This is a genomic window from Actinomyces slackii (assembly GCF_900637295.1).
Lineage (GTDB): Bacteria > Actinomycetota > Actinomycetes > Actinomycetales > Actinomycetaceae > Actinomyces > Actinomyces slackii.
Genome location: NZ_LR134363.1, coordinates 2681030 through 2705967, shown reverse-complemented (window position 1 = coordinate 2705967; position 24938 = coordinate 2681030). Strand labels below are relative to the sequence as shown.

The following is a 24938-nucleotide window of genomic DNA, read 5'->3' as shown; positions in this document are numbered from 1 at the left end:
TTCCCACAGCCGACGGCGGGCCCGGTGCGGCCGTGCGCTGGTAGTGTTGGCGGGCCGTCGATCGGCCACGGATGAGTCATGCCCGGGAGAACATGCCCCGGCGCTCCGTGCAACGAGATGTTTAAGGAGTCCGCATGTCGGTCACCCCGCAGCGAAAGCAGGAGATCATCGCCGAGTACGCCACGCACGAGGGTGACACGGGCTCTCCGGAGGTGCAGGTCGCAGTCCTGACCGAGCGCATCTCCAACCTCACCGAGCACTTCAAGGGCCACACCCACGACCACCACTCGCGCCGTGGCCTCTACCTGCTCATCGGCAAGCGCCGTCGCCTCCTGGACTACCTCATGAAGGAGGACATCGAGCGCTACCGCTCCCTCATCGCGCGCCTGGGCATCCGCCGCTGAGCCCCCGGGCCCGCTGAATCGAACTCCCCATCGGCAGACGGCATCGCCGCACATGTCGGTGGGGAGTCCTCGTGCCAGGACCGGGTGAGCGCCCCTGCTCAGGTGGGCCTCAGGTGGGCCAAGGCCCATCATCCCAGGCCAGCGCGTATGTTCCCCGGGGCTGGCCGATATTCGGACCGTTGCCCGCGGCTGTGGCGGGCGAGGGGACGACGGCTCGTGGGCGGCCCATCTCACGTACTCGCTCACCCGCGGGTAGGGCAATGCGGGCCACCTCACGGTAAGATCTCCGCGGCAGCGTCCGCGCAGGCGCGCAAAACGCGGCCCCGCGCTCCAGGACCCCTGTGGCGCGGTAGCCGGCCCGGTTTTCGGTGGTGGCCTCCGGAGCTGCGCTCCCTCATTGTGCATGATGCGCCATTGTGGGGGGGCGGTCCGCTCCGTGGGCCTCGATCGGAGGCCACGGCACGGCCCTGTTGATCGCGAGAAAGAGATAGCTCACCGATGTTCATTGATGACCCCGAGGTCACCGCCGCAGAGGCAGTGATCGACAACGGCTCCTTCGGCAAGCGCGTGGTGCGCTTCGAGACGGGCCGTCTGGCCAAGCAGGCCGCTGGAAGCGCCATGGCCTACCTCGATGGCGAGACCGCCATCCTGTCCGCCACCACTGTGGGCAAGCACCCCAAGGACCAGTTCGACTTCTTCCCGCTGACCGTTGACGTCGAGGAGCGCCAGTACGCCGCCGGGCGCATTCCCGGCTCCTTCTTCCGCCGCGAGGGTCGCGCGGGAACCGCGGCCATCCTCGCCTGCCGCCTCATCGACCGCCCGCTGCGCCCCTCCTTCGTCAAGGGCCTGCGCAATGAGGTCCAGGTCGTTGAGACGGTTCTGGCCATCCACCCCGATGACGACTACGACGTGCTGGCCATCAACGCGGCCTCCATGTCCACCCAGATCGCCGGACTGCCCTTCTCCGGGCCGGTGGCCGGCACCCGCATCGCCTTGATCGACGGGCAGTGGGTCGCCTTCCCCCGCCACTCCGAGCAGCGCCGCGCCACCTTCCAGATGGTGGTGGCCGGTCGCGTCCTGGACTCCGGGGACGTGGCCATCATGATGGTCGAGGCCGGGGCCACCGAGGGCGCCTGGGATCTCATCGCCGCCGGCGCCGTGGCCCCCACCGAGGCCGTGGTCGCCGAGGGCCTGGAGGCCGCCAAGCCCCACATCAAGGCGCTGTGCCAGGCTCAGATGGAGGTGGCCGCCTCCGCCTCCAAGCCCACCGCGGAGTTCCCCCTCTACCTGGACTACTCCGATGAGCAGTACGACGCCGTGGAGAAGGCGGCCGCGGACAAGGGCCTGGCCGCCGCCATCGCCACCGAGGGCAAGCAGGAGCGCGACCTGGCCGTGGACGCGGTGCGCGAGGAGGTCCTGGCCTCGCTGGCCGAGGCCTTCCCCGCCGAGGAGGACGACAAGGCCCTCAAGGCCGCCTTCCGCTCGGTGACCAAGCAGCTGGTGCGCCGTCGCACCCTGACCGAGGGCGTGCGCATGGACGGGCGCGGGCTCAAGGACATCCGCACCCTGGCCGCCGAGGTCGAGGTCCTGCCCCGTGTGCACGGCTCGGCCATCTTCGAGCGCGGCGAGACCCAGATCCTGGGCGTGACCACCCTGAACATGCTGCGCATGGAGCAGCAGGTCGACGACCTGTCGCCGGTCACGCACAAGCGCTACATGCACAACTACAACTTCCCGCCCTTCTCCACCGGTGAGACCGGACGAGTGGGCGCCCCCAAGCGCCGGGAGATCGGGCACGGCAACCTGGCCGAGCGTGCCCTGGTGCCCGTCCTTCCCAGCCGGGAGGACTTCCCCTACGCCATCCGCCAGGTCTCCGAGGCCCTGGGCTCCAACGGCTCGACCTCCATGGGCTCGGTGTGCGCCTCGACCCTGTCCCTGCTCAACGCGGGAGTGCCCCTGCGCGCCCCTGTGGCGGGCATCGCCATGGGCCTCATGCACGATGAGATCGACGGCGAGACGAGGTGGGCCACGCTGACGGACATCCTGGGCTCCGAGGACGCCTTCGGCGACATGGACTTCAAGGTGGCCGGAACCCGTGACTTCATCACGGCCCTGCAGCTGGACACCAAGCTCGACGGCCTGCCCTCCGAGGTCCTGGCCGGCGCGCTGGGCCAGGCGCGTGACGCCCGTCTGTTCATCCTCGACGTCCTGGCGCAGGCCATCGATGCCCCTGATGAGATGGCTCCCACCGCGCCGCGCGTGCTGACGGTCCGCATCCCGGTGGACAAGATCGGCGAGGTCATCGGCCCCAAGGGCAAGATGATCAACCAGATCCAGGAGGACACCGGCGCGGACCTGACCGTGGAGGACGACGGCACCGTCTACATCGGCGCCTCCGACGGCCCCTCGGCCGAGGCCGCCCGCGACGCCGTCAACGCCATCGCCAACCCGCAGATGCCCGAGATCGGCGAGTGCTTCGTGGGCACCGTGGTCAAGACCACGACCTTCGGCGCCTTCGTGGCCCTGTCCCCGGGCAAGGACGGTCTGCTCCACATCTCCCAGATCCGCCGGCTGGTCGGCGGCAAGCGGGTGGAGAACGTCGAGGACGTCCTGGCCGTGGGGGACAAGGTCCAGGTCGAGCTCGCCGAGATCGACCAGCGGGGCAAGCTCTCGCTGCACGCGGTCCTGTCCGAGGAGCAGCTCGCCGCCGAGGCCGAGGGCGAGACCGCCCGCAAGGCCGCCCGCTTCTCCGAGCGCGGCGAGCGCCGTGAGCGCGGCGAGGCCGAGGGCGAGCGCCGTGAGCGCCGTCCGCGTCGTCGCCGCCTGCGCACGGCTGAGGAGGAGCGCGAGGACTGACAACGGCTGCTGGCCGCGCCTGATCCGAGGCGCGGCGGGCCGGGCTCCCGGGCCCGGGGTCCCCAGGCACTGGCTGACAGGCGGTGACCGTGGGCTGGCCCCGGGCCCTGCGCATTCCTCGTTCCGCAAGCCGGGAATGCCGTATCCCACCCGTGCTCCGCGGCTGCCGGTGTGCCCGAGCCGCCGTGCTCGGGAGCCGTTTTTTCAGGTCTTCTCTGGCTTTTGGGGTGCTCGCGCTCTGCCGGGGCGTGGCGCTCTTGTCTTCTTCCCCCCTTCGTGGTCTCATTATGAGCAACGTATCCAAAGGAGGAAATATGTCAGAGAAGCCAATCAATCCGGGTGATGACTCCGGGTCGACCATGCTCAACGGGGCGCCCGCGGCCAGCGATCGCCAGAGCGTCACGCTGGGGCCCGATGGCCCGCTGCTCCTTCACGACCACCACCTGGTCAACTCTCTGGCTCATTTCAATCGGGAGAACATCCCCGACCGCAAGCCCCACGCCAAGGGAGCGGGAGCCTTCGGCGAGCTGGTCATCACCCAGGACATCAGCAGGTACACCAAGGCCGCCCTCTTCCAGCCCGGGGCTCGCACCCGCGCCCTGCTGCGCTTCTCCACCGTCGCCGGTGAGGCCGGCTCCCCGGACACCTGGCGCGATGTGCGCGGGTTCGCCCTGAAGTTCTACACCACCGAGGGCAACTGGGACCTGGTGGGCAACAACACCCCCATCTTCTTCCTGCGCGATCCCATGAAGTTCCCCCACTTCATCCGCAGCCAGAAGCGACTGGGGGACAAGGGCCTGCGCGACCAGACCATGCAGTGGGACTTCTGGACCCTGTCCCCGGAGACCGCTCACCAGGTCACCTACCTCATGGGCGATCGGGGCCTGCCGCGCACCTGGCGGCACATGAACGGCTACGGCTCCCACACCTACATGCTCATCAACGAGGCCGGGGAGCGCTTCTGGACCAAGTTCCACTTCCACACCAACCAGGGCGTGGAGAACTGGTCGGGCCAGGACGCCGAGGAGATCGCCGGTCAGGACGCCGACTTCCACCGTCGCGATCTGTTCGAGGCCATCGAGCGCGGGGACTACCCCAGTTGGACCCTGTCCATTCAGGTCATGCCCTATGAGGAGGCCAAGACCTACCGGATCAACCCCTTCGATCTGACCAAGACCTGGCCCCACGCCGACTACCCGCTCATCGAGGTCGGCACCCTGACCCTCAACGAGAACCCGGAGAACTTCTTCGCCCAGATCGACCAGGCGAGCTTCGCCCCCTCGAATATCGTCCCGGGCATCGGCTTCTCCCCGGACCGCATGCTGCTGGCCCGAGTCTTCGCCTACGCCGACGCCCAGCGCGCCCGGCTGGGGGTCAATCACGATCAGATCCCCGTCAACCAGCCGCTGCCCGAGGTGCGCGAGGCCTCCAACACCTACACCTTCGATGGGCCCATGCGCTACTTCCACTCCGGCGCCCAGCCCACCTACGCCGCGAACTCGGCAGGGCGGCCCTACGCCGATGAGCAGGGCCGCCTGGAGAGCGGATGGGAGGCTGACGGGGAGATGGTCCTGGCCGCCCAGACCCTGCGCGAGGATGACGACGACTTCTCCCAGGCCGGGATCCTCGTGCGCGAGGTCTTCACCGAGGCCCAGCGCCAGCGACTGGTCGACACCGTCGCGGGCGGCCTGGCGCAGATCGAGCGCCCCGAGGTGCTTGAGCGCGCCCTGTGGTACTGGAGGAGCGTGGACGAGGGGGTGGGGGCCCGTATCGAGGAGACCGTGGCCCGCCTCACCGGCCAGGCCGCAGACTCAGCCGCGGAGCGCACGCCGCTGCGCGAGGGCGACTCCGCCTGATCCCCGGTCCGACTCTGCTCGGCCCCTGCCAAGGCTCGGCCCCGAGCCTTGGCAGGGGCCGAGCCGTTAGGCTCTGCCGGTGACCAACTCAGCACGCGACCCCCGTCCAGGGCCCGGCGCGCCTCTGCGCGCTGGCGCCGCTGCCTCCTCCACCGACTACGCAGAGGTGGAGCTGCCTCGCGTCGCCGCAGGCGATCCTGCCGCCGAGCTCTCGCTCATCGACGACGGCGCCCTGACCCGCCGCTCCATCCTGCCCGGCGGGGTGCGGGTCATCACCGAGTCCGTGCCGGGCCTGCGCTCGACGGCGATCGGCCTGTGGCTGGGCGTGGGCTCGCGCGACGAGGCCCCGGGCCAGGAGGGCTCCACCCACTTCCTGGAGCACCTGCTGTTCAAGGGCACTCCCACGCGTGACGCCCACGGCATCGCGGAGGCCTTCGACATGATCGGCGGGGAGTCCAACGCGGCCACCTCCAAGGAGCACACCTCCTACTACGCCAGGGTCCTGGCGCCCGACGCCATGGGCGCCCTGGACGTGGTGGCCGACATGGTCACCTCCTCCCTGCTGGATCCCAACGAGGTCGAGACCGAGCGCGGGGTCATCGTCTCCGAGCTGGCCGACGCCGCCGACGATCCCGCGGATGTGGCCCAGGAGGCCTTCGCCCGGGCGGCCTTCGGCGAGGGCACGCCCCTGGGGCGTCCCATCGGCGGCACCTACGAGACCGTGACCGCCGTGCCCCGCGACGCCGTGTGGGAGCACTACCGGCGCACCTACACCTCCGACGCCCTGGTCGTGGCGGTGGCGGGCGCGGTGGACCATGATGAGGTCTGTCAGCGCGTGTCGGCGGACCTGGCCGCGGCGGGATGGGATGACTCGTCCTCGGCTCCTCCGCGTCAACGGCGCTTTGAGACCGAGCCCTTCTCCCCGCTGAGCGTCCAGGACGTCACCGTGCCGCGAGACGTGGAGCAGTCCCATGTCTATCTGACCTGCCAGGGCCTGGCCGTGCGCGACGAGCGGCGCTGGACGATGAGCGTCCTGACCACCATCCTGGGCGGGGGAATGTCCTCGCGCCTCTTCCAGGAGGTACGCGAGAAGCGGGGCCTGGCCTACACCACCTTCGCCTTCGACACCTCCTATGCGGGGGCGGGCGCCTTCGGGCTGTACGCGGGCTGCGCGCCGCACCATGTCGAGGAGGTGTGCGCCGTCATGATCGGGGAGTTCGAGAAGCTCGCGGAGCATGGTCCCTCCGAGCACGAGATGGCCCGGGCCCGTGGCCAGATCCGCGGCTCCCTGGTGCTGGGCGGGGAGGACAGCCTGGCCCGCATGGGTCGCCTGGGGCGCGCCGAGGTCACCACGGGGCGCCTGCGCTCCATGGGGGAGAACCTGCGCCTGCTCCAGGAGGTCACCGCTGAGGATGTGCGCGCCCTTGCCTCCTGGCTCGTGTCCCAGGAGCGCGCCCGGGTCCTCGTGGGTCCGGAGGACGACTGAGGGCGCGGCCTGATACTGAGTCAGACCCCGTGCTCGCGGAAGAAGTCGCGGATCTGGAGTCGCAGCGTCTCTCCGGTCAGACCGTGGTTGAGCACCGGGGTGAGGTGGTCGCTGAACGGGATGTAGTGGGCGGTGATGTCGACGCCCGCGTCCCGCGCCTCCTGCTCGAAGCGGCTGGTGCCTTCGACGGGAACGATGTGGTCGCCGACGCTGGCGCCGAAGAAGGTTGGCGGCGCTTTCGGCGTCAGGTAGGTGCGCACCTGGACAGCGGTCAGTCGGTCGGGATGCTCGTCCGGCGTACCACCCAGGAAGTCGCGTACGAGCTGCTGGGTGTAGCCCTTCATGAGCGGATCCCGGGTGTCGTACACGTAGGCGGGGTCGACGGCCGGTACGCCGGCGGCGACGGCGGAAACCTTGGGAACGGTGCCCTCGCAGGCGGGGGTGAGCGTGCCGGCTGCGGCAGCATAGGTGGTCGTCAGGGCCAGGTTCCCGCCGGCGGAGCCACCGAAAACGGCCAGCCGGGAGGAGTCGCCACCGAGGCTCGTGGCGTGCTCACCCGCCCAGATCAGGGCACAGCCGACCTGTGGCATGGCGATGTTCCACGTCGGAAACTGTGCGCTGGCCAGCGTGTACTGCGGAGCCAGCACAAGGTACCCCTGGTCGGCGAACCAGCGAAGCGTGGCAGCGGTCTCGTCGGGCTCGCCGGAGTTCCAGCCGCCGCCGTGCACGTAGACCATGACCGGTGCGCCCTTGCCCGCCGTAGCGGCGGGCTTGTAGACGTCCATGCGCAGTGCGGCGCCGGTCGGGTCGGTGAGGTAGGTCAGGGACTCGTCGGGGTGGCCGTCGGAGGCGAGTTGCATCGAGAACATCTGCGGCCCGAGGGGGACCCCGGCGCGATGGGCGAGCACCACGTGGGTGCCGAACACGGTCCCCGTGCCCAGCAAGGCCAGCGCGCTCATGGCTGCCGCGACACGGGTGAGGCGGCGGCGCCCTGCGCGCAGGGCCAGCGCCGCGAGGAGGATACCCACCAGCGCCAGGACGAAGGCCCACGGCGCCACCGTCGGGATGGTGAACGAGCCGAGCACCCCGAGGACCGGAATGCGTGGAAAAATGGCGCCAACGGCCAGGATCGCCAGCGGTGCGGCGACGACGAGCGAGGTGACGGCAAGGGCGGCACTCCCACGTCGTCGAGCGGGGCAGTCGGCGCCGGTGGCGCTGGCGTTGGGTGACTGCGCGGTGTGGCTGGTCATGGTGTCCTTTTGTGATGGTCGAGGCGGGCCGTTCCAGGGGAAGTCGGTCAGTGGTCGAGGTAGTCGACCATCTGATCGAAGGTGCGCTTGGCGACGGGAAGCTTGTCCATCTGGGTCACGAAGGTGTGCCCGGTCTTCGTCCCGTCCTCGAGTCTGGGCCAGACGAGTTTGTTCGCCACGCCGTGCGCGGTGAGCTGGTCGGTGAGCGTGACCATGTCATCGCCGTAGGAGTCGCTGCCGATGACGAAAGAGCGTGGGAAGCGTTCGTTCACGTAGGGGATAGGGTTGTACGACTTCTGCTGCTCGACCGACAGATAGGTGGTGCCGCCGATGTAGTTGCCGACCATGAATTTCGTGTACAGGTTCATGTCGGAGTAGATGAGCGGACCGTCGTCGATGGCGAGAGTGTCGACGCGCGTCACGTCGAAGGTGGGGTGGACGTCGGCCAGCTTCGCGAACTCGGAGCTCGTGGCGGCGGTGAAGTACTGGCTGATCATAATAGCCCCGGCCGACTGGCCGAAGAAATCGACGTTGTCCATCTGCAGGCCGTACTCGTCGGCGTGGGCCGTGAGGAAGGCGAGGAACTGGTCCATCTGTCGCAGCGGCGTCGGGTAGTGGTGGCCGGGCACCAGTGCGTAATCCATCGTGACGATGTTCCAGCCCTTGTCAGTGAGCGCCTGGAAGATGGCGTTCGACTTCGCGCCGGACAGCGGGTCACCGGACTGCTTGGTTCCGAAGAAGAAACCACCGCCGTGCACGTAGACCAGCGTCGGGCGCTCCTTCGCACGGTTGGCGTCGGGGTAGACGATGTCGAAATAGCTGTTGGGGTACTCGGTGCCGTACTGGATGTTGGAGACGCGGTATTGCCCGCCGGGTTGGACACCCTCCAACTGCGGATCACGTGGCGCCATGGTGGAGTCGGCAACCACCCCGAAGGCCGACTGGAACAGCCCGATCATCCACTGCGTGTGGAAAGTCGAGATGCCCGTGAACAGAACGGGGATCGTCACGAGTGCAGCGATGATCGAAAGCACGATGCGGCGCTTCCGTCTTGGGCGGGCGGTCTTTGGCGTGTGGTGCGCGGGATCGGTCGACGCCATAGGGTCTCGAGTTTCTTTCAGGCCGTGGCGAGTCGGTCAGCGCCCGGTGCAGCAGGGGCGGGTGTGGCGCTGGCGCGCATTCGGCTGCTCCCAGTCCTGGTATCAGCTCAGACCAGGGACTTGAGGGCGTCGGCGAGGCGTCGTAACTCATCGCCGAGATCGAGGGCGGTGCCCTGGTCGCGGGCGGCGAGTACGTTGGTGACCGCCTGCTCGACCAGTACGCCGAGGACGCGCGCGAGCACCTGCGGACGTGGGTCGTCAGCGCTCCAACCGCGCTGTACGCGCTGGATCTCACCGAGCGCGGCCATGTTGCGGGTTGTGCGCTGGATCATCTCCTCCGCGAGACGGGGCTCCTGCGCGATGGCCTGGCGCCTCTTGGCGTGGATCGCGACGACTGATTCATCCACCTCTATCCGGTCGATGAGCTGCACGGCGAGGTCGGTGCAGGCGGCGAGGGGAGGCAGCGCCGGGTCCATCGGCGGCAGATGGTCGATGTGGGGCGTCTCCTCGACGCCGAGGACAGCCGACATCTTGTCGCCGACGCGCTGGAACAGGGTGCGCCGCGGCATGCCGGTGGCCTTGGCGAGCTCGTCCATCGTGAAGTGGGCGTAGCCCTTGGTCAGCGTCAGGTCCAGGGCTGCCTCCTGGATTGCCAACTGTTCCAGCCAGCGGATGCGCTCGCGTGCGCTCATGGTCGGTGTCATGCGGCCCTCCCCATCCATTGAAATACACTTCACGCCAGATAGTGCAAAGTTTGCACTTTACTCAGGATAGTGCATAGATGGTGTCGAGAGGACGTCTGTCCGCAAGAACAAGGTGTGAGTCGGCGCACGACCACGCGGCCTGAGCTGGTGGAGCCAGTGGCCACGCACGATGGGGTGCCGCAGTGGTAGATGGCGCAGCCTCACCAACCCGCGCTGTCGGGCGGGGAGAGACTGCTGGGCGAGTCTCAACGATGTTCACGGTGGGCACACGGCCCGGCCGCGGCTCGCGGGATGCTGCGTAGACTGCCGGCATGACCATTCGCGTTGCTGTTGTGGGCGCCGCCGGGCGCATGGGGTCGACCGTCTGCCAGGCGGTCGAGGATGCTGAGGGGCTCGAGCTCGTCGCCCGCCTGGATGTGGGCGATGCCCTTGATGCCGAGCACCTGGGCGGGGCCCAGGTGGCCGTCGACTTCACCGTCCCCGATGTCACCGAGGCCAATGTCCACGCCCTCATCGATGCCGGCCTCGACGTCGTCGTGGGAACCACCGGCTGGACCTCGGAGTCCTATGACCGCATCCGCGAGCACCTCGAGCGCCCAGAGGCCAGCGGCCGCAGCGTCCTCATCGCCCCCAACTTCGCCCTGTCCGCGGTCCTGGCCATGGGATTCGCGGCCAAGGCCGCCCGGTACTTCGAGTCGGCCGAGGTCATCGAGCTCCACCACCCGGGCAAGGTCGACGCCCCCTCGGGCACTGCCGTGGCCACCGCCACCGCCATGGCGGCCGCCCGCGAACAGGCCGGCCTGGGCCCCAGCCCGGATGCCACCGAGCAGGACCCCCACGGTGCCCGGGGCGCCGTCATCGAGGGCATCCACGTCCACGCCGTGCGCCTGCGGGGCCTGACCGCTCACGAGGAGATCGTCCTGGGCAACCCGGGGGAGCAGCTGACCATCCGCACCGACTCCTTCGACCGCGCCTCCTTCATGCCCGGCGTCGTCCTGGCCGTGCGAGAGGTTGGCAGTCGTCAGGGCCTGACCATCGGCCTGGAGGCCCTCCTCGACCTCTAGTTGTCCTGGTCGGGGACGTTGTTCAATGAGGCCACCCTTCCTGGACCATGAGGCGTGAGGTCAATTGGTCGAGTTGGCTGCGGTGCGAATGGCGTCGGCGAGCTCCTGTGGGCGACTCCACATGGGCCAGTGGCCGGTGGGCAGGTCGACCATGTCCATGTGGGTGAGCTGGGCCACGGCGCTGAACATGGGGTGTCCTTGCTCGGCCAGTGCGAGGATCTGGGCACTGGGCAGGGAGCAGCAGATCAGGGTGGTGGCCACGTCGTGGCGTGCAGCATTGGTCAGCTCGACGGTTCTGCGAGCGACTCCGGCCGGTTCGGGCACGGCCTTGGAGCGGAAGCGGGCGAGTTGTAGGTCGGTGAGACCGTCGAGACTGGCTTCCTGACCCAGGCTGTCGAAGTCTGGCAGCGGCAGTTCGGAGACTGCCATCGGAAGGTCGGGCGCGTAGGCGCCGCCGTTGGCCATTGGGCCGGAGTCGACCCAGATCACGCGGCGGATCAGCTCCGGGTGCCTGTCCAGGGCCAGGCTCACGGGCCCATTCGCGCCACTGTGCGCCACCAGGACGGCGTCGCCGCCCAACTCATCAAGCACCTCGGCGATGGCCTCGGCCTGGTCGTCGAGCGTTCGTGCCGTGCGCTGCGGGTCCTGCGGGTCCAAGCCGGGCAGGGTCAGGGCTGTGGCCAGGACCCCTGCGGAGGTCAGCTTCTCGATCACCTCGTTCCAGGCCCAGGCGCCGAGCCAGTAGCCGGGGATGAGGACGATGTGCGGCTGGCGCGCCGCGGGCGATGTCGAGGTCATGTGGACAGTGTGGTACTGCTCGCGGTCAACGGTGTGTCACTATTTGTGGCATGAATGTGACGGGACTCGGGCGGTGAGACGAGCGGAATGGCTCCACGCGCTGACCGAGTCACTGCGCCGGTCGGGAGATCGTGGACGGACCGCCGAGCAGTTGGCGAGCGAGTTCGAGGTTTCGGTCCGCACGATCAAGAGAGACCTGGCCGCGCTTGAGGCATCCGGGCTGCCGCTCTGGTCGAGGCCGGGCCCCGGCGGTGGGTACGGACTTCTTCGCAGGGGAGCGCTGCCGCCGGTGACCCTCACGGACGCTCAGGCTCTCTCGCTCCTGGCCGCCGTTGCCGCGGCCCCCGATGCGCCCTACTCGGATCTCGCCGCTTCCGCGGTCGGAAAGATCATGGATGTCCTCGATCCGAGCACCCGAGCGCGGGTCGATCAGCTCGCCTCGCGGGTGTGGGTCAACCCTGCGTCCAGTTCCTCGAGGGTCATTCGCTCTGCCTGTGAACAGGCCATGACCGAGCAGCGCGTGCTGCGCATCGACTACGTCGCCGCCGGCGGTGCGAGCAGTCGACGGGATGTCGAGCCGATCGTGTTCGCCAACACCAACGGCACGTGGTACCTCGTCGGTTGGTGCCGCCTGCGCGATGCCGTGCGCTGGTTCTCGGTCAGCAGGATCCGCCGAGCGAGCGTCACTCGCCAACCGTGCGCGGGCCACACAGTGGCTCAGATCGGCACACCCCCACCCACCGCCACCAGCGTCGGCATCGACCGCAGCTGACCACCCCGATCAACGTCTCCGGTCAGTACATCTAAAGCAGCCGAGGCCCACGGGTCGGGGCAGTGGTGCTTCATCTCCCGCCACTCCCCGCGCTCCTGCGGGCAGGCGGGTCGGGGAACAAGAGCACCATGGCGGCATACTGGCGGTATGACTTCGACGACCATCAAAGTGAGCCGCGAGACGCGAGATCTCCTGCGCGCGCACGCGCAGCGTCGTGGAGGCACGATGGATGACGCCATCAACGATCTCCTGCGCGAGGCGGCCCGCGCTGAGCGCATGGAATCGCTGCGAGGGGCGATCCACTCCATGACCCAGGAGCAGCGAGCCAGTTACGAGGCGGAGAGCCGCGAGTGGCTCAACCTCCCCACCTACTATGTCGAGGGATGAGCAGGGCGTGATGGGCGGCCTGCCGCCTCAGGAGATCTCCTTCCTTCGCGGCGAGGTCGTCTGGGTCGACTTCGCACGTGGGGTGGGGCGTGAGCAGGTGGGCCGCCGCCCAGCCGTCGTGATCTCGGGCGGGCGCCCTGGATCAGCGCGCTGTCACGCAGATCGTGCGGTGGCTGGCCGACTTCCTCGAGATCCGGTACGTCGCGCTGGACTGAGCCGCACCGCTCAGATGGCGGCGGCCCAGCACTCCTCCGTGATGCCCTGGCCCACGGGGAGGTCGCGGCGGGCCCCTGTGGGCGCCATCCCCACCGCGCGCAGCAGGCTGGTCAGGGACTCATCCCCGCGCACGGCCCAGACCACCAGTGCCTGGGCGCCATCCTGACGGGCCAGGTCCACCGCGGCCGCCAGCAGGCGCGAGCCGTGGCCCCGGGCCTGATGGGCCGGATCCACCCCCAGGGCGGTGACCTCCGCCGCCAGGGCCGCATCGGCGCCCTCTGCGCCCTCGGCCTCCTCTGCTTCGCTGCGCGCCCGCGTGGGGGCCAGGCCCAGCAGCCCCACCACCTCGTCGCCCTGCGTGGACACCAGCACATGATGGGCCGGTGAGGGCGGGGCGGTCACCGCCTCCTGCCAGCCGGCCGTGATCACCGGGGCGGCGATCATGTCGCGCACGCCCTGGGGCAGGGCGGCGCCGTGGGCCGAGTCATGGGCCGCCTCCAGGGAGGCCAGCATCGTGGCCGCGTGGACCCGGCCCATCGCGGGCAGGTCCTCGGCCCGCGCGGGGCGCACGAATCCGGCCTGCGCATCCTCGCGGCCCGGCCCGCCCGAGGCCCCCACGCGCTCATCCAGGCCCCCGGCGCGCGCATCCAGGCCCCCGGCGCGCGCATCCAGGCCGGCGATCGGACTGGCGGTGAACACCGAGGGCTCCTGCTCCCAGGACTCTGATCGAGAGGTCATGGCCCGAGCCTAAGCGATCGCTACCGCAGCCATCTGGCCCCGCCCGGTGGGCAATCCTCAGTGCAGCGCCTACCACGGCGCTAGGCTGTGCCCATGAGCACCGCCCCCTCCCGCAGCTTCGGTTCCGTCGGCGTCGCCATGGTCACGCCCTTCACCCCGCAGGGCGAGCTGGACATCCCCGCAGCCCAGGCGCTGGCCCTCAGCCTTGTCGAGGACGGCGCGGACATGATCCTGCTGTCCGGCACCACCGGCGAGGCCCCCACCACCCACCTGCCCGAGAAGCAGGCCCTCATCCGCGAGGTCAAGGACGCCCTGGCCGGACGGGCCATGATCGTGGCCGGGGCCGGCTCCAACGACACCGCCCACGCGGTGCGCAACGGTGTGGGCTCACAGGAGGCCGGAGCCCAGGGCCTGCTCATCAACGCCCCCTACTACAACCGCCCCAGTCAGGAGGGCGTCTACCAGCACATCATGGCGGTCGTCGAGGCCACCGACCTGCCGGTCATGATCTACGACATCCCCGGTCGCACCGGGGTGCGCATCACCGATGAGACCCTGGCCCGCCTGGCCGAGCACCCCCGGGTCAAGGCCGTCAAGGACGCCACCGGCGACGTCGAGCAGGGCTTCGCCCGCATGGAGGCCACCGGCCTGGAGTTCTACTCCGGCGACGACGGCCTGAACTTCGCCTGGCTGGCCCACGGCGCCTCCGGCGTCGTCTCCGTGGTGGCCCACGCCGACGCCCACTCCTGGCGCACCATGATCGAGGAGGTCGACGCCGGCGACCTGCCCGGCGCCCGCGCCGTGGCTCAGCGCATGCGACCCCTGGTCAAGGCCATGATGGGCGGGGGACAGGGGGCCGTCATGGCCAAGGAGGCCCTCCTCCTCCAGGGCCGCCTGCCCCATGCCGACCTGCGCCTGCCCCTGGTGCGCGCGCAGGCCGAGGAGGTCGCCGCTCTGCGGAAGACCCTGGAGGAGCTCCGGCTCCTGTAGGCGGTGCGCAAGCGAGTGCGCGACCCAGCATCCCGCCGCCTCACTCACCTCAGCGGCTGGGACGAGTGGGGTGGTGGCGCGCGCGCATGATGTGGTCTACGTTGGGCCGTGGACACGGGGTGCGCCGACCGGCGCTGAGATCACACCCGTGGAACCTGATCTAGTTCGTACTAGCGAAGGGATGTCCACATGCCGTCATCTGTGCATGCCCAATCCGTTCCCCGCGTTCTCGCAGTAGCTGGGACCGACCCCACGGGGGGTGCGGGAACGAGCGCCGACTGCAAGGCCATCACCGCTGCCGGTGGCTATGCGATGAATGCGGTCACCTGCCTCGTGGCGCAGAACACGACAGGGCTCCGCGCCGTGCACGTGCCTCCGGTCGCATTTCTTGAGGGGCAGTTGCGCGCCGTCAGCGAGGACGTCACCATCGATGCCGTTAAACTCGGCATGCTCGGCACGAGGGACATCATCACCACCGTGGCTCGCTGGTTGGACGAGCAGGCGCCTGCCATCCTGATCATCGACCCCGTCATGGTGTCGACCAGCGGCGACCGGCTCCTCGCACCGGATGCTGAGGCCGCCCTGCGCCGCCTGTGCCGGCGCCGGGCGATCGTGACCCCTAATATCCCCGAGCTGGCTGCTCTCACCGGCGAGCCCCTGGCCCGCAGCGAGGGTGAGGCCGTCGAGCAGGCCATGCGCTGGTCCACGCGCACCGGCACCCAGGTGGTGGTCAAGACGGGACACCTGGACGGTCAGGACGTGGCCAACATCCTCGTGGGCCCCGGAGGCGTCCTTGCCCGCTCGGCCGCCCCTCGAGTACGGACCACCGCCACGCACGGCACCGGCTGCTCCCTCGCCTCCGCCCTGGCCACCCGGCTCGCCGCAGGCCAGGAGCCGGAAGCGGCGCTCGCGTGGGTCACCGCGTGGCTGCACGAGGCCGTCGCCCATGGTGAGGCGCTGAAGGTCGGACGGGGCAACGGCCCCATCGACCACGCCCACCGTCTCCGGCGGGCCATCGACGCTCCCAGTGCCGTTGAGGTCCAGGCATGAGCGCCGTGAGCACCGGTTCAGACATGCGTGATGCCGAGCGGGCCGAGACCCTGAGTGCCCAGGGGCGGGCCGCCCTGGGCGCAGGGGTCGTGGGGAACTGGGTGGACGCGCTCCACATCTTCCTTCCGCTCGTGGCCCTGGCTCCGGCGCTCGACCATGTGACGGGCCCCTGGGCGCCCTCCTTGGCGGGGGCCGTGGCGGTCACCGCCATGCTGCTGGGGCGCCCCGTGGGCGCCGTGATCCTGGGGCGGGTCGCTGACAGGATCGGACGCAGTCGCACCACGTGCCTGGCCACCGCCGGAACCGCATTGTGCGCCCTGGCCATCGCTGTCCTGCCCACCCATGCCCTCCTCGGACCGGCCTGCCTCGGCCTTCTCATCGCCCTGCGATTCGCCGCCGGTGTGCTCGTCGCCGGGGAGTACTCAGCCGCTATCCCGCTGGCCATGGAGTGGTGCCGGCCGCCACGGCGCGGCCTTGCCAGTGGACTCATCCTGTCCATGGCCCCCCTGGCCCAGGCCACCATCGCCTTCGGCACCGCGGGGCTCCTGACTGCTCTGGGCCCGGACACCTACAGCGTGTGGGGCTGGCGCCTCCTCTTCCTCGCCGGGGCCGGCGCCTCGCTGGGAATGACCCTCTACTACCGGCGCCACGTTCCGGATTCGCCGAGCTTCCACCGTGAGGCGGCCAGACGCATCCCCGGCGCCGCGCACCCCACGCTACGCTCGCTCCTACGCGGTCAGTGGGCGAGGCCCTTCTGGCAGTGCTTCGTCATGATGTCGGGGTTGTGGCTTCTCACCACTGCGACTGTTCTCATCCTCACCTCCCGGATCAGCGCCGGCCCGTCCGTGACGATGCCCTCGGTGGCAGTGGTGATGGGTGCCGCGGCCCTTGTCCAGGCCGCGGCCATGATCCTCGCCGGGCACTGGTCCACCCTGGTGGGACGGCGGCGCCTCTTGGCCGCCTGGGGCCTGACGGCATCGACTCTCGGCGTGCTTGTGTGGCACGCGGCCCTCGCCAGCACCACCCTGCCCGGTGCCATCATGGGGGTCGCCGTCCTTCAGGCCGCCACGGTCAGTGCCTACGGGCCGGTGGCCGCCTACCTCTGCGAGCGCTTCCCCACAGAGGTGCGCTCCACGGGGTATGGCAGCGCCTACAGCCTCTCCCTGATCGTGCCCTCCCTCTACCCGCTCTACCTGCCCGTTCTGGAGTCGATGCTGGGGCGCGGTGCGGACACTCTGCTGGTGATCCTCGGTGGTGGGCTCCTGAGCCTGGGAGCGCTGGCAGGGCCATCCCTGGCGCCCCGGGATACGGCGATGGGTCTTGATGAGATCGTGCGGGCAGGTGGGCGATGACGGGGATTGACCATGAGGCCGTTGATATTCGCGCCCTGGCCAGGAGGACCGCTGCCGCCCTGCGCTCCCGGGCACCACTCGTTCACTGTCTGACTGCCACGGCCTCGATGCATCTGGTCGCCAACGGACTGCTGGCTGTGGGGAGCCGTCCGATGATGACTGAGACGGTGGAGGAGGCCCCGATGATGACCGGCCAGGCGGATGCCCTCCTGGTCAATCTCGGAGCCCTGTCAGCCGACGGCGCGCGGGGGATCCCCGCAACGGTGACAGCCTCCCGCGCCTCCGGTCATCCATGGGTGCTGGACCCAGTGGCCGTTGGGATCGCACCGGTGCGCACCGCACTCGCCCACCGGCTCCTGGACCAGGGCCCTGCGGTCGTACGGGCCAACGCCTCGGAGATACGAGCCCTGAACGGCTCCCGAGGCGGATGCGGCACCGATACGACAGCGCGCCCTGAGGAGGCGGAGGCGGAGGCCATGGCATTGGCGCAGCGCACTGGTGGGATCGTGGCGGTATCCGGCGAGGCCGATCTCATCACGGATGGGCGCCGCACCATCCGCCTGCACTGCGGCAGCCCTCTGCTGACCCGGGTCACAGGGACCGGATGCCTTCTCGGCGCTCTCATGGCATCCGGCCTGGGGGCGGGGCTGAGCCCGTGGGAATCAGCGGTCGGCGCCACGGCGCTGCTCGGGCTCGCCGGACAGGATGCCGCATCCCGTTCCACCGCCATGGGGTCCTTCCAGGTGGCGCTCCTGGACTGCCTGGATGAGGCGGGATGATGAGCGCGCCCAGGCGCGCGGTGGACCTGCGCTGCTGCCTTGTGACCTCCGGGACGGGGGACCGCGCTGTCGAGACCGCCGCACGCGCGGCAGCGGCTGGAGCCGGTGTGGTTCAGGTGCGAGCCAAGGAGGCCACCGCCCGTGGTCTCATGGAGCTCGCCCGTCAGGTTGCACGGGCGGTCGCGGCAGCGAGTCCTCGTACTCGAGTCCTGGTCAACGATCGTGCTGACGTCGCCTGGGCGCTGGCACGGCAGGGGGAGGCGGTGCATGGCGTCCACCTGGGGCAGGACGACCTGCCCGCGCGGGATGCGCGGGCGCTGCTGGGCCCGCGGGCGCTGATAGGGATGACCGCAGGCACGCTCCCGCTCGTGCGCCGCGCCCAGGACCTGGCAGGAGACATCGACTACCTCGGCGCTGGTCCCTTCCGGCCCACACCGACCAAGCCGTCGAGGCGAGTGCCCCTCGGAGTGGGCGGTTATCGCGACCTCGTCGCTGCCAGTGCCCTGCCCATCGTGGCCATCGGGAATGTTCGGCCCGATGACGTCCCGGCGCTCGCGGCCACCGGGGTGGCCGGAACCGCCATGGTCCGCGCCATCATGGCAGCCCCAGATCCAGCCGTTGAAGTACGTCGGTGCCTGGCGGGCTGGTCGGTCCCTCAGGACTGAGGAGATCCCGGTGCCGCGCCGCCAGGACCGTGTGCGAGCAGTTGATCGCGCACCACGCGGCGCAGCACCTTGCCGATCACCGTGCGCGGGAGCTCGTCGAGAACCTCCATGCGCCTGGGCAGGGCGTAGCGAGGCAGGCTCGCCCCCGCATGGGAGCGCACCGCCTCCAGCGTCACCTCGCCCGCCCCGGGCTCCAGGACGACGGCGGCCACCACGGTCTCCCCGTTGGCCCCGTCGGGCAGGCCGACCACGGCGACATCGGCGATCCCGTCCATGGAGCGGATCGCCTCCTCGACCTGGGAGGGATAGACGTTGAAGCCCCCGGTGAGGATGAGCTCGCGCCTGCGGTCGGCCATCCACAGGAAGGAGTCCTCGCGGCGCACCATGTCTCCCGTGCGCAGCCAGCCGCCGGGCAGCATGGCCTCGGCCGTGGCCTGCTCATCCTCCCAGTAGCCGGCGAAGACCTGGGGGCCGCGCACCAGCAGCTCACCGGGCTCGCCGTCGGGCACCTCCCGGCCGGGATCCGGATCCTCGGGGTCGACCACGCGCACATCCGTGGAGGGGAAGGGCAGCCCCAGCGCGCCGATGCGCCGACTGGGCCCCATGGGAGTGCCGGCGACGATCGGGCTGGTCTCCGTCATGCCGTAGCCCTCGATGAACAGGCCCCCGGTGGCCTCCTCCCAGCGCCTGCCCGTGGCCGGCGGCATCGGCGCCGCCCCGCACACACCGTAGCGCAGACCGGCCAGGCTGGTCCCGGACTCCTTTGCGCCGTCCAGGATCCGCGAGAACATGACCGGCACCCCCACGAAGAAGGTGCAGGGCCGGCGGCGCAGCGCCGCCAGCACGCGGGGAACGTCGAAGGCCGGCAGCATCACCTGGGTGGCCGCCTTCTGCACCGCGCACAGCACGTTGAAGGTCAGGCCGAAGGCGTGGAAGAAGGGCAGCAGAGTCAGGAAGGTCTCACCGCCCTCATGGAGCATCGGCACCCAGGCGATGGCCTGATTCGCGTTGGCCCTCAGGTTGCCATGCGTCAGGGCCGCGGCCTTGGGGGCGCCCGTCGTCCCACCGGTGTGCAGCAGCACCGCCACGTCCCCGCCCGCCGGCGAGGGCCATGAGGCGGGCAGGCGGGCGGCCCGGGCCGCCTCCCGGTCCCAGGAGCGAACCGAGGCGGGCAGGGCCGTGGCCCTCATGGCCCGGCGCTGCTCGCGGGCCCGGGCCACCGGCAGGCGCAGGGCGGCCCGAAGGCGCGCCGGCATGGCCGCCGAGATGTCCACGCTGAAGACCGTCAGGCCCTCCAGGCCCTGGCCGTCAGGGGCATCCGGGTCCATGATCAGCTCCACGCCCTTCTCCCAGGCCACCACCACCCGGGCCCCGTGGTGGGCCAGCTGGGCGCGGATCTCCTCCCCGGGGGCCAGGGGATTGTGCTCGGCGACGATCGCCCCCAGGCGCAGGGCCCCGTAGATGGCCGCCACATGCTGGGGGCAGTTGGGCATGAGCAGGGCCACCCGGTCCCCGCGCCTCACGCCGGCCTCGCGCAGCAGCTGGGCGGCCCGCTCGCTGGCCTCCAGCAGCTCGCCGTAGGTCGTGGTGGCGCCCAGGAAGTCCAGGGCGATCCGGTCGGGGTAGAAGGCCGCGGCCGTGGCCAGCAGCTCGGCCACCCCCTCATCGGGGGTCTCGACAAGCGCCGGCACGCCCGGCAGATAGTGGCGGCGGTGGAAGTGGTGGGCGTCGCCCTCTGCCGGCTCTGCCGGCGAGCCCGGCTCACTCACCGCGATCCTCCCGGGCGGGCGCGGCCTTCGCCGGATCTGCCGGCCCTGCCTGCTCCGCGGGCCCGCGGCCGTCCTGGCCATGCGTGCCCGACAGGTACTCAACGATGCTCACGGCCGCCGTCGTGGCCGCCTCGGAGGCGCTCTCCCGAGCCGCCAGCAGCTCCTCGCGCACCACGCGGCGCAGCACCTTGCCGATCTGGGAGCGCGGCATCTCGGTGAGGATGGCGATCTGGCGGGGCAGGGCGTAGTTGGACAGGGTGGTGGCCGCCCACTCGCGCACCTGCTCCAGGGTCACGCTCTGGCCCTGCTTGGGCAGGATCGCCGCCACGACGGACTCGTTGCCCGAATCGGCGGGCAGGCCGACGACGGCGACCTCCTCGACCTGCGGCATCGAGCGCACGGCCGCCTCGACCTCGGTGGGGTAGATGTTGAAGCCCCCTGAGATGATGAGCTCCTTGCGGCGATCGGCGATGACGTAGAAGCCGTCCTCCTCCTGGCGCACCAGATCACCCGTGCGCAGCCAGCCGCCCTCCAGGAGGACCTCGGCGCTCTCCTCGGGATTGCGCCAGTAGCCGGCGAAGACCTGGGGGCCGCGCGCCAGGAGCTCACCAACCTGCCCCGGCTCGACCTGCCGGCTCGGATCCTCGGGATCGACCAGGCGCACCTCGGTGGAGGGGTAGGGCACGCCCAGGGTCCCGGGGCGGCGCTCCTGGGAGATCGGATTGCCCAGGATGATGGGGGAGGACTCGGTCATCCCGTACCCCTCGATGATGGTGCCCCCGGTGGCCTCCTCCCAGGCCTGGGCCACGGAGCGGGGGTTGGGCGCCGCCCCGCACACGGCGATCGTGCAGGAGGACAGGTCCGCCCCCGTGGCCTGGGCGCGGGTGACCAGTCGGTCGAACATGACCGGAACGCCGGGGAAGAAGGTGGCGGGCCGGCGCTTCCAGGCCTCCAGGACCAGGTCGGCGCCGAACTTGGGCAGCACCACCTGGGTAGCGCCCAGGCCCACGGCGCACAGCAGGGACAGGGACAGCCCGAAGGCGTGGAAGAAGGGCAGGACGGCGTAGAAGGTCTCCTTGCCCGCCTCAGTGGCCTGCGAGGCCCAGGCCAGGCTCATCTCGGCATTGGAGCGCAGGTTGGCATGGGTCAGGCCCACCGCCTTGGGCGTTCCCGTCGTGCCGCCCGTGTAGAGCAGCACCGCGGTGTCCGTCACCGCGGGAAGGGCGACGCCCTGGGCGATGGGGGCGGCCGTGGCCACCAGGTCATCCCAGGAGCGCACCCCCGCGGGCACCCTGCCGCGCAGCTCGCGGCGCTTGGCCCGCGCGGGGGCCACCGGCAGGCGCAGGGCCAGGCGGCTGCGCAGCGGCAGGCCCCGGGACAGGTCGACCGACAGGACGCGCAGGCCGCTCAGGCCCGCCTCCTCAAGGGAGCCGGTCGCCGCCACCAGGCGCTCCAGGGTCTTCTCCCAGGCGATGATGACCTGCCCGCCGTGGATGTGGAACTGCTCGCGCAACTGGGCCGCCGGCGCCAGCGGGTTGTGCTCGGCGACGATCGCCCCGATGCGCCAGGCCGCGTAGGCCAGGACGGCGTGCTGGGGGCAGTTGGGCAGGATCAGGCCCACCACGTCCCCGGGCCCGACCCCCAGGGATCGCAGGGCCTCGGCGGCCCTGGCGGTCCGATCGGAGAACTCGGCGTAGGTGGTGGTGGCACCCAGGAAGTCCAGGGCGATGCGATCGGGGAAGCGACGGGCGGCGTCGTCGAGCATGCATGACAGCGGCTCGGTCACGTCAAGGATCGTCGAGGGGACCCCGGGCGCGTAGTGGGGCCGCGACTGAGCGGGAGGAGTGCTCGTCTGACTCACAGGTGCCTCCGATTCCAGGCGCCGGAGGGATGCTCCGCCGCGGTACATGGCCAGGACCAACCGTAACCTACGGTTGCGTAGGCAGGCTGCGCGCCCACTGTGCCCGGGCTGTGCACCGGGGCCCGGTCGTCCCGGTCGAGCATCCCGGGATCGCGGCGCTGCGGCGCCTTCCGGGTGATCCGCGGCCTCAGGAGGGGTCCAGTCCCGTGGGCAGACCTGCCCGACTGATCACCCGCAGGCGGCGCGTCGGCCGGGTCATCGCCACATACAGGTCACCGGGGCTGGTCTCGCCGATGACGGCCGGATCGACCAGGACGACGACGTCGAACTCCAGGCCCTTGGACATGACCGGCCCCATCACCGCCACTCGCGAGCGCAGCACATCCCCGCCCGGGGCCTCCATGGCGGCGGCCAGGGCCTCATCGGCCCTCAGCAGCGAGGCATCCCGCGGGGCCTGCGGGCTGATCACCGCGATGCGCCCGGCCCCGGGACCGGCGGCCTCATCAAGACCGGCGCACTCGGCGGCCACGGCCCGGCGCAGGGCCTGGCCCCAGTCCTGCTCGTCAAGACCCTCGCCGCCCTCAAGGCGCTCCACGCTCAGGCAGTCGGGAAGATCGCGCACCGAGCGCACCGGGAAGACCGGAGGCGCTCCCAGGGCGGTGACCACCCGGTCGGCGGCCTCCATGATCGTGGCCGGCGTGCGGTAGCACACAGACAGGGCCTCCTCGCGCAGCGGCGTCGAGCCCTGGGCCCGGCCCCGGCCGGCGGAGCGGGAGGCCGCCCGGCGCCCGCCGGTGCCCAGGGCGGTGAGCACCTCGCCCCAGCTCGAGGGCGCGCTGCGGCCCGAGTACTGGGCCAGATCGCCCACCACCGTGAAGGAGCGCAGGGGGCATCGGCGCGCCAGCGCCCTCCAGGCCATGGCACCCAGCTCCTGGGCCTCATCAACCACGACATGGCCGTAGGTCCATGTGCGATCAGCCCGCGCCCGCTCGGCCAGGGTCAGGTGGGGGCCGGAGTCGGCCACCCGGTCGGCCAGCATCTCGGCACTGACCATGCCCCCGCCCAGATCCTGGGCCTCGATGGCCTGGGCGGCGTAGGCCACCAGCTCCTCGCGGCGCCGGGCCTCCAGGCGGGCGCGACGGGCCTGGGCGTCCTCACTGGGGCCCAGCAGCTCGTGGAGCTCATCGATAAGAGGGACATCAGCAGGGGTCAGCTCGGCGCCGGGCCCGCGGACGAGCATCTGCCGCTCCTGGGCCCCCAGATCGGGGGCCAGGCGCTCGAGCAGATCGGGACGGGCCCACAGCCGCTCCAGGAGGCCCGCCGGCGTGGTGGGCATCCAGCACAGGTTGATCTCCCGGCGCGCATCGCGGCTGGTGCGGATGTCCTCGCGGATCCAGGCGCGGGTGTCGGCATCGGAGGCGTCCTGCCGCGTGGCCGCCGCGTACTGGTCGGTCAGCCGCTCCAGGAGCCACAGCACGAAGGGCTCGCGGGCCAGGTTGTGGGGCTTGCCGCTGCGCCGGGCGCGGGAGACCGCCTCGCGCACGTCATCGGGCTCCAGGCTCAGTACCGTGCCCTGGACCTCGATGGGGCGCGGGGAGTCGGGGATGCGCTGAAGATCCCTGACCGCGCGCTCCAGCACCCCGGCCCACAGGGCCCGGCTCTTGATCTCGGCAACGGCCGCGGGCTCGACCCCCCGGGCGCGCAGGCCGGGAACCAGGTCGGCCAACGTGGTGGAGACCACCCCCGTCTCTCCCAAGGAGGGCAGCACCTGCTCGACATACCGCAGGAAGGTGCGCGAGGGCCCCACCAGGAGCACCCCGGAGCGCTCCAGGCGCGCTCGCTCGGAGTAGAAGAGGTAGGCCACCCGGTGCAGTGCCACCGCGGTCTTGCCCGTGCCCGGGCCGCCCTGGACCACGAGCACGCCGGTGCCCGGGGAGGTGACGATCCGGTCCTGCTCGCCCTGGATCGTGGCCACGATGTCGCCCATGCGCCCATCACGGGCCGCTGACATGGCGGCGATGAGGGCGCCCTCGCCCTGGAGGCCGTGATCGGCGCCGGCCGGCCCCCGCCCATCGGCCAGGGCGTCGAGGGCGCCGACGTCGATGAGCTCATCCTCCACGCCCAGGACCCGGCGCGCCCGGGTCTCGATATGGCGGCGCCGCACCAGGCCCATCGGGTTGGCGGCCGTGGCCTGGTAGAAGGCCCGGGCCAGTGGGGCCCGCCAGTCCAGGACCACCTCCCGGTGGCGCTCATCCTGCAGGCCGGTGCGCCCCACGTAATGGCGCCGCCCCGAATCGGTGACGGGCGAGGAGGAGGCCCCCATGGCCTTGGCAGACTCGGGGTTGATGTCCATCCGCCCGAAGACGAGGCGGTCCTCAACCCCCTCCAGGGAGGAGATGAGCGAGGAGTAGTGGACGGCGTAGGCATCGCGCTCGCCCCGGGACTGATGGGTGCCATCGGCGCCCCGGGCCTCGGTGGCGGCCAGGGAACGGCGCGCCCGGGCCAGCTGGCGGTCGAGCTCGCCGTAGGCCAGATCCACCACACGCTGCTCGGATTCGATCTCGCGCAGCCGCCTGCCCTCGGGATGCGCCTGGGACGCCGCGTCGGGGGGAGTCGTCTGATTCACAGGGCCTCGCAGATTCTTCAGGGCGGGGGCCAGCGCCTCCCGCGTGCTGATCGTGGCGCAGTCGGGGTGCGCCGGCAGGTGCCGGGCCGAATCATCCCGCGCTGCGCGGATCGGTCCATTATTCTCCTGTCCAGGCCCCCATGGGGACGCCCAGGGCGAACACGGCATGTGACCTGCCCCCGCCCGGGAACATGCCGAACCGCTGCGGCGTTGCG

General features: G+C 70.7%; 20 protein-coding genes, 1 pseudogene and 1 riboswitch. Of the genes and pseudogenes, 13 read left to right on the top strand and 8 right to left on the bottom strand.

The window, feature by feature from the left end; genetic code table 11:
- The first annotated feature begins 134 nt into the window (after positions 1-134).
- The 4 genes from rpsO (at position 135) to EL266_RS11085 (ending at position 6602) form a co-directional block, all read left to right on the top strand.
- On the top strand, positions 135-404 hold the full coding sequence (rpsO, locus tag EL266_RS11100) for a 30S ribosomal protein S15 (protein ID WP_026426626.1): 270 nt from the start codon (positions 135-137) through the stop codon (positions 402-404).
- A 498-nt stretch (positions 405-902) separates the two neighbouring features.
- Positions 903-3260: a polyribonucleotide nucleotidyltransferase gene (locus EL266_RS11095; protein ID WP_026426627.1), complete on the top strand. Its 2358-nt coding sequence runs from the start codon at positions 903-905 to the stop codon at positions 3258-3260.
- A 314-nt stretch (positions 3261-3574) separates the two neighbouring features.
- A complete protein-coding gene (locus tag EL266_RS11090) occupies positions 3575-5116 on the top strand; it encodes a catalase (RefSeq protein ID WP_034514757.1) in 1542 nt (513 codons plus the stop codon).
- Positions 5117-5240: 124 nt separating this feature from the next.
- Positions 5241-6602: a M16 family metallopeptidase gene (locus EL266_RS11085; protein ID WP_026426628.1), complete on the top strand. Its 1362-nt coding sequence runs from the start codon at positions 5241-5243 to the stop codon at positions 6600-6602.
- Positions 6603-6622: 20 nt separating this feature from the next.
- On the opposite strand, the gene EL266_RS11080 is transcribed toward EL266_RS11085, so the two are convergent.
- The 3 genes from EL266_RS11080 to EL266_RS11070 form a co-directional block, all read right to left on the bottom strand.
- Positions 6623-7852, bottom strand: coding sequence for an alpha/beta hydrolase (locus EL266_RS11080; protein ID WP_051281039.1), 1230 nt, complete (start codon positions 7850-7852; stop codon positions 6623-6625).
- A gap of 47 nt (positions 7853-7899) precedes the next feature.
- The gene (locus tag EL266_RS11075; RefSeq protein WP_084500588.1) at positions 7900-8952 is read right to left on the bottom strand and encodes an alpha/beta hydrolase; all 1053 of its coding nucleotides are present in this window, start codon (positions 8950-8952) and stop codon (positions 7900-7902) included.
- A gap of 107 nt (positions 8953-9059) precedes the next feature.
- Positions 9060-9656 carry a TetR/AcrR family transcriptional regulator gene (locus EL266_RS11070; protein WP_169719941.1) on the bottom strand — a complete coding sequence of 199 codons (597 nt, stop codon included), beginning with the start codon at positions 9654-9656 and terminating at the stop codon, positions 9060-9062.
- Between the two features lie 311 nt (positions 9657-9967).
- Between EL266_RS11070 and dapB the strand changes: the two genes are divergently transcribed.
- Positions 9968-10720, top strand: a complete 753-nt coding sequence (dapB, locus tag EL266_RS11065) for a 4-hydroxy-tetrahydrodipicolinate reductase (RefSeq protein WP_026426631.1) — start codon at positions 9968-9970, stop codon at positions 10718-10720.
- 60 nt (positions 10721-10780) lie between these two features.
- Here dapB and EL266_RS11060 read toward each other — a convergent pair whose 3' ends face one another.
- A complete protein-coding gene (locus EL266_RS11060) occupies positions 10781-11518 on the bottom strand; it encodes an alpha/beta fold hydrolase (protein ID WP_026426632.1) in 738 nt (245 codons plus the stop codon).
- Between EL266_RS11060 and EL266_RS11055 the strand changes: the two genes are divergently transcribed.
- The 3 genes and pseudogenes from EL266_RS11055 to EL266_RS14065 all read left to right on the top strand — a co-directional run.
- Positions 11472-12290, top strand: a complete 819-nt coding sequence (locus tag EL266_RS11055; protein WP_331852923.1) for a helix-turn-helix transcriptional regulator — start codon at positions 11472-11474, stop codon at positions 12288-12290. The genes EL266_RS11060 and EL266_RS11055 overlap by 47 nt on opposite strands.
- A 225-nt stretch (positions 12291-12515) precedes the next feature.
- Complete coding sequence (locus EL266_RS13430; protein ID WP_156907639.1) at positions 12516-12677, top strand: hypothetical protein; 162 nt, start codon at positions 12516-12518, stop codon at positions 12675-12677.
- Positions 12664-12792: pseudogene (locus EL266_RS14065) on the top strand (hypothetical protein); the annotation flags it as partial. The gene EL266_RS13430 and the pseudogene EL266_RS14065, both read left to right, overlap by 14 nt.
- 110 nt (positions 12793-12902) lie before the next feature.
- Here the strand turns inward: EL266_RS14065 and EL266_RS11045 are convergent.
- Entirely contained in the window at positions 12903-13631 is a 729-nt protein-coding gene (locus EL266_RS11045; RefSeq protein ID WP_026426634.1) for a GNAT family N-acetyltransferase, read from the bottom strand.
- 93 nt (positions 13632-13724) lie between these two features.
- Between EL266_RS11045 and dapA the strand changes: the two genes are divergently transcribed.
- The 5 genes from dapA (at position 13725) to EL266_RS11020 (ending at position 18467) form a co-directional block, all read left to right on the top strand.
- A complete protein-coding gene (gene dapA, locus EL266_RS11040) occupies positions 13725-14621 on the top strand; it encodes a 4-hydroxy-tetrahydrodipicolinate synthase (RefSeq protein ID WP_026426635.1) in 897 nt (298 codons plus the stop codon).
- Positions 14622-14726: 105 nt separating this feature from the next.
- A riboswitch (TPP riboswitch) is annotated at positions 14727-14820 on the top strand.
- Positions 14811-15671, top strand: a complete 861-nt coding sequence (gene thiD / locus EL266_RS11035; protein WP_034514772.1) for a bifunctional hydroxymethylpyrimidine kinase/phosphomethylpyrimidine kinase — start codon at positions 14811-14813, stop codon at positions 15669-15671. It overlaps the preceding riboswitch by 10 nt.
- Positions 15672-15676: 5 nt before the next feature.
- On the top strand, positions 15677-17023 hold the full coding sequence (locus EL266_RS11030) for an MFS transporter (RefSeq protein WP_232012021.1): 1347 nt from the start codon (positions 15677-15679) through the stop codon (positions 17021-17023).
- Positions 17020-17802, top strand: a complete 783-nt coding sequence (thiM, locus tag EL266_RS11025; protein WP_034514758.1) for a hydroxyethylthiazole kinase — start codon at positions 17020-17022, stop codon at positions 17800-17802. The genes EL266_RS11030 and thiM overlap by 4 nt, the downstream gene beginning before the upstream one ends.
- Entirely contained in the window at positions 17799-18467 is a 669-nt protein-coding gene (locus EL266_RS11020) for a thiamine phosphate synthase (protein ID WP_197719243.1), read from the top strand. The genes thiM and EL266_RS11020 overlap by 4 nt, the downstream gene beginning before the upstream one ends.
- On the opposite strand, the gene EL266_RS11015 is transcribed toward EL266_RS11020, so the two are convergent.
- The 3 genes from EL266_RS11015 to EL266_RS11005 form a co-directional block, all read right to left on the bottom strand.
- The gene (locus EL266_RS11015) at positions 18458-20236 is read right to left on the bottom strand and encodes an AMP-binding protein (protein ID WP_232012020.1); all 1779 of its coding nucleotides are present in this window, start codon (positions 20234-20236) and stop codon (positions 18458-18460) included. The two genes, EL266_RS11020 and EL266_RS11015, sit on opposite strands and share 10 nt — an antisense overlap.
- Entirely contained in the window at positions 20229-22145 is a 1917-nt protein-coding gene (locus EL266_RS11010; RefSeq protein WP_084500612.1) for an AMP-binding protein, read from the bottom strand. Before EL266_RS11010 ends, EL266_RS11015 begins: the two co-directional genes overlap by 8 nt.
- A gap of 139 nt (positions 22146-22284) precedes the next feature.
- Positions 22285-24723 carry a HelD family protein gene (locus EL266_RS11005; protein ID WP_051281042.1) on the bottom strand — a complete coding sequence of 813 codons (2439 nt, stop codon included), beginning with the start codon at positions 24721-24723 and terminating at the stop codon, positions 22285-22287.
- Positions 24724-24938 lie beyond the last annotated feature (215 nt).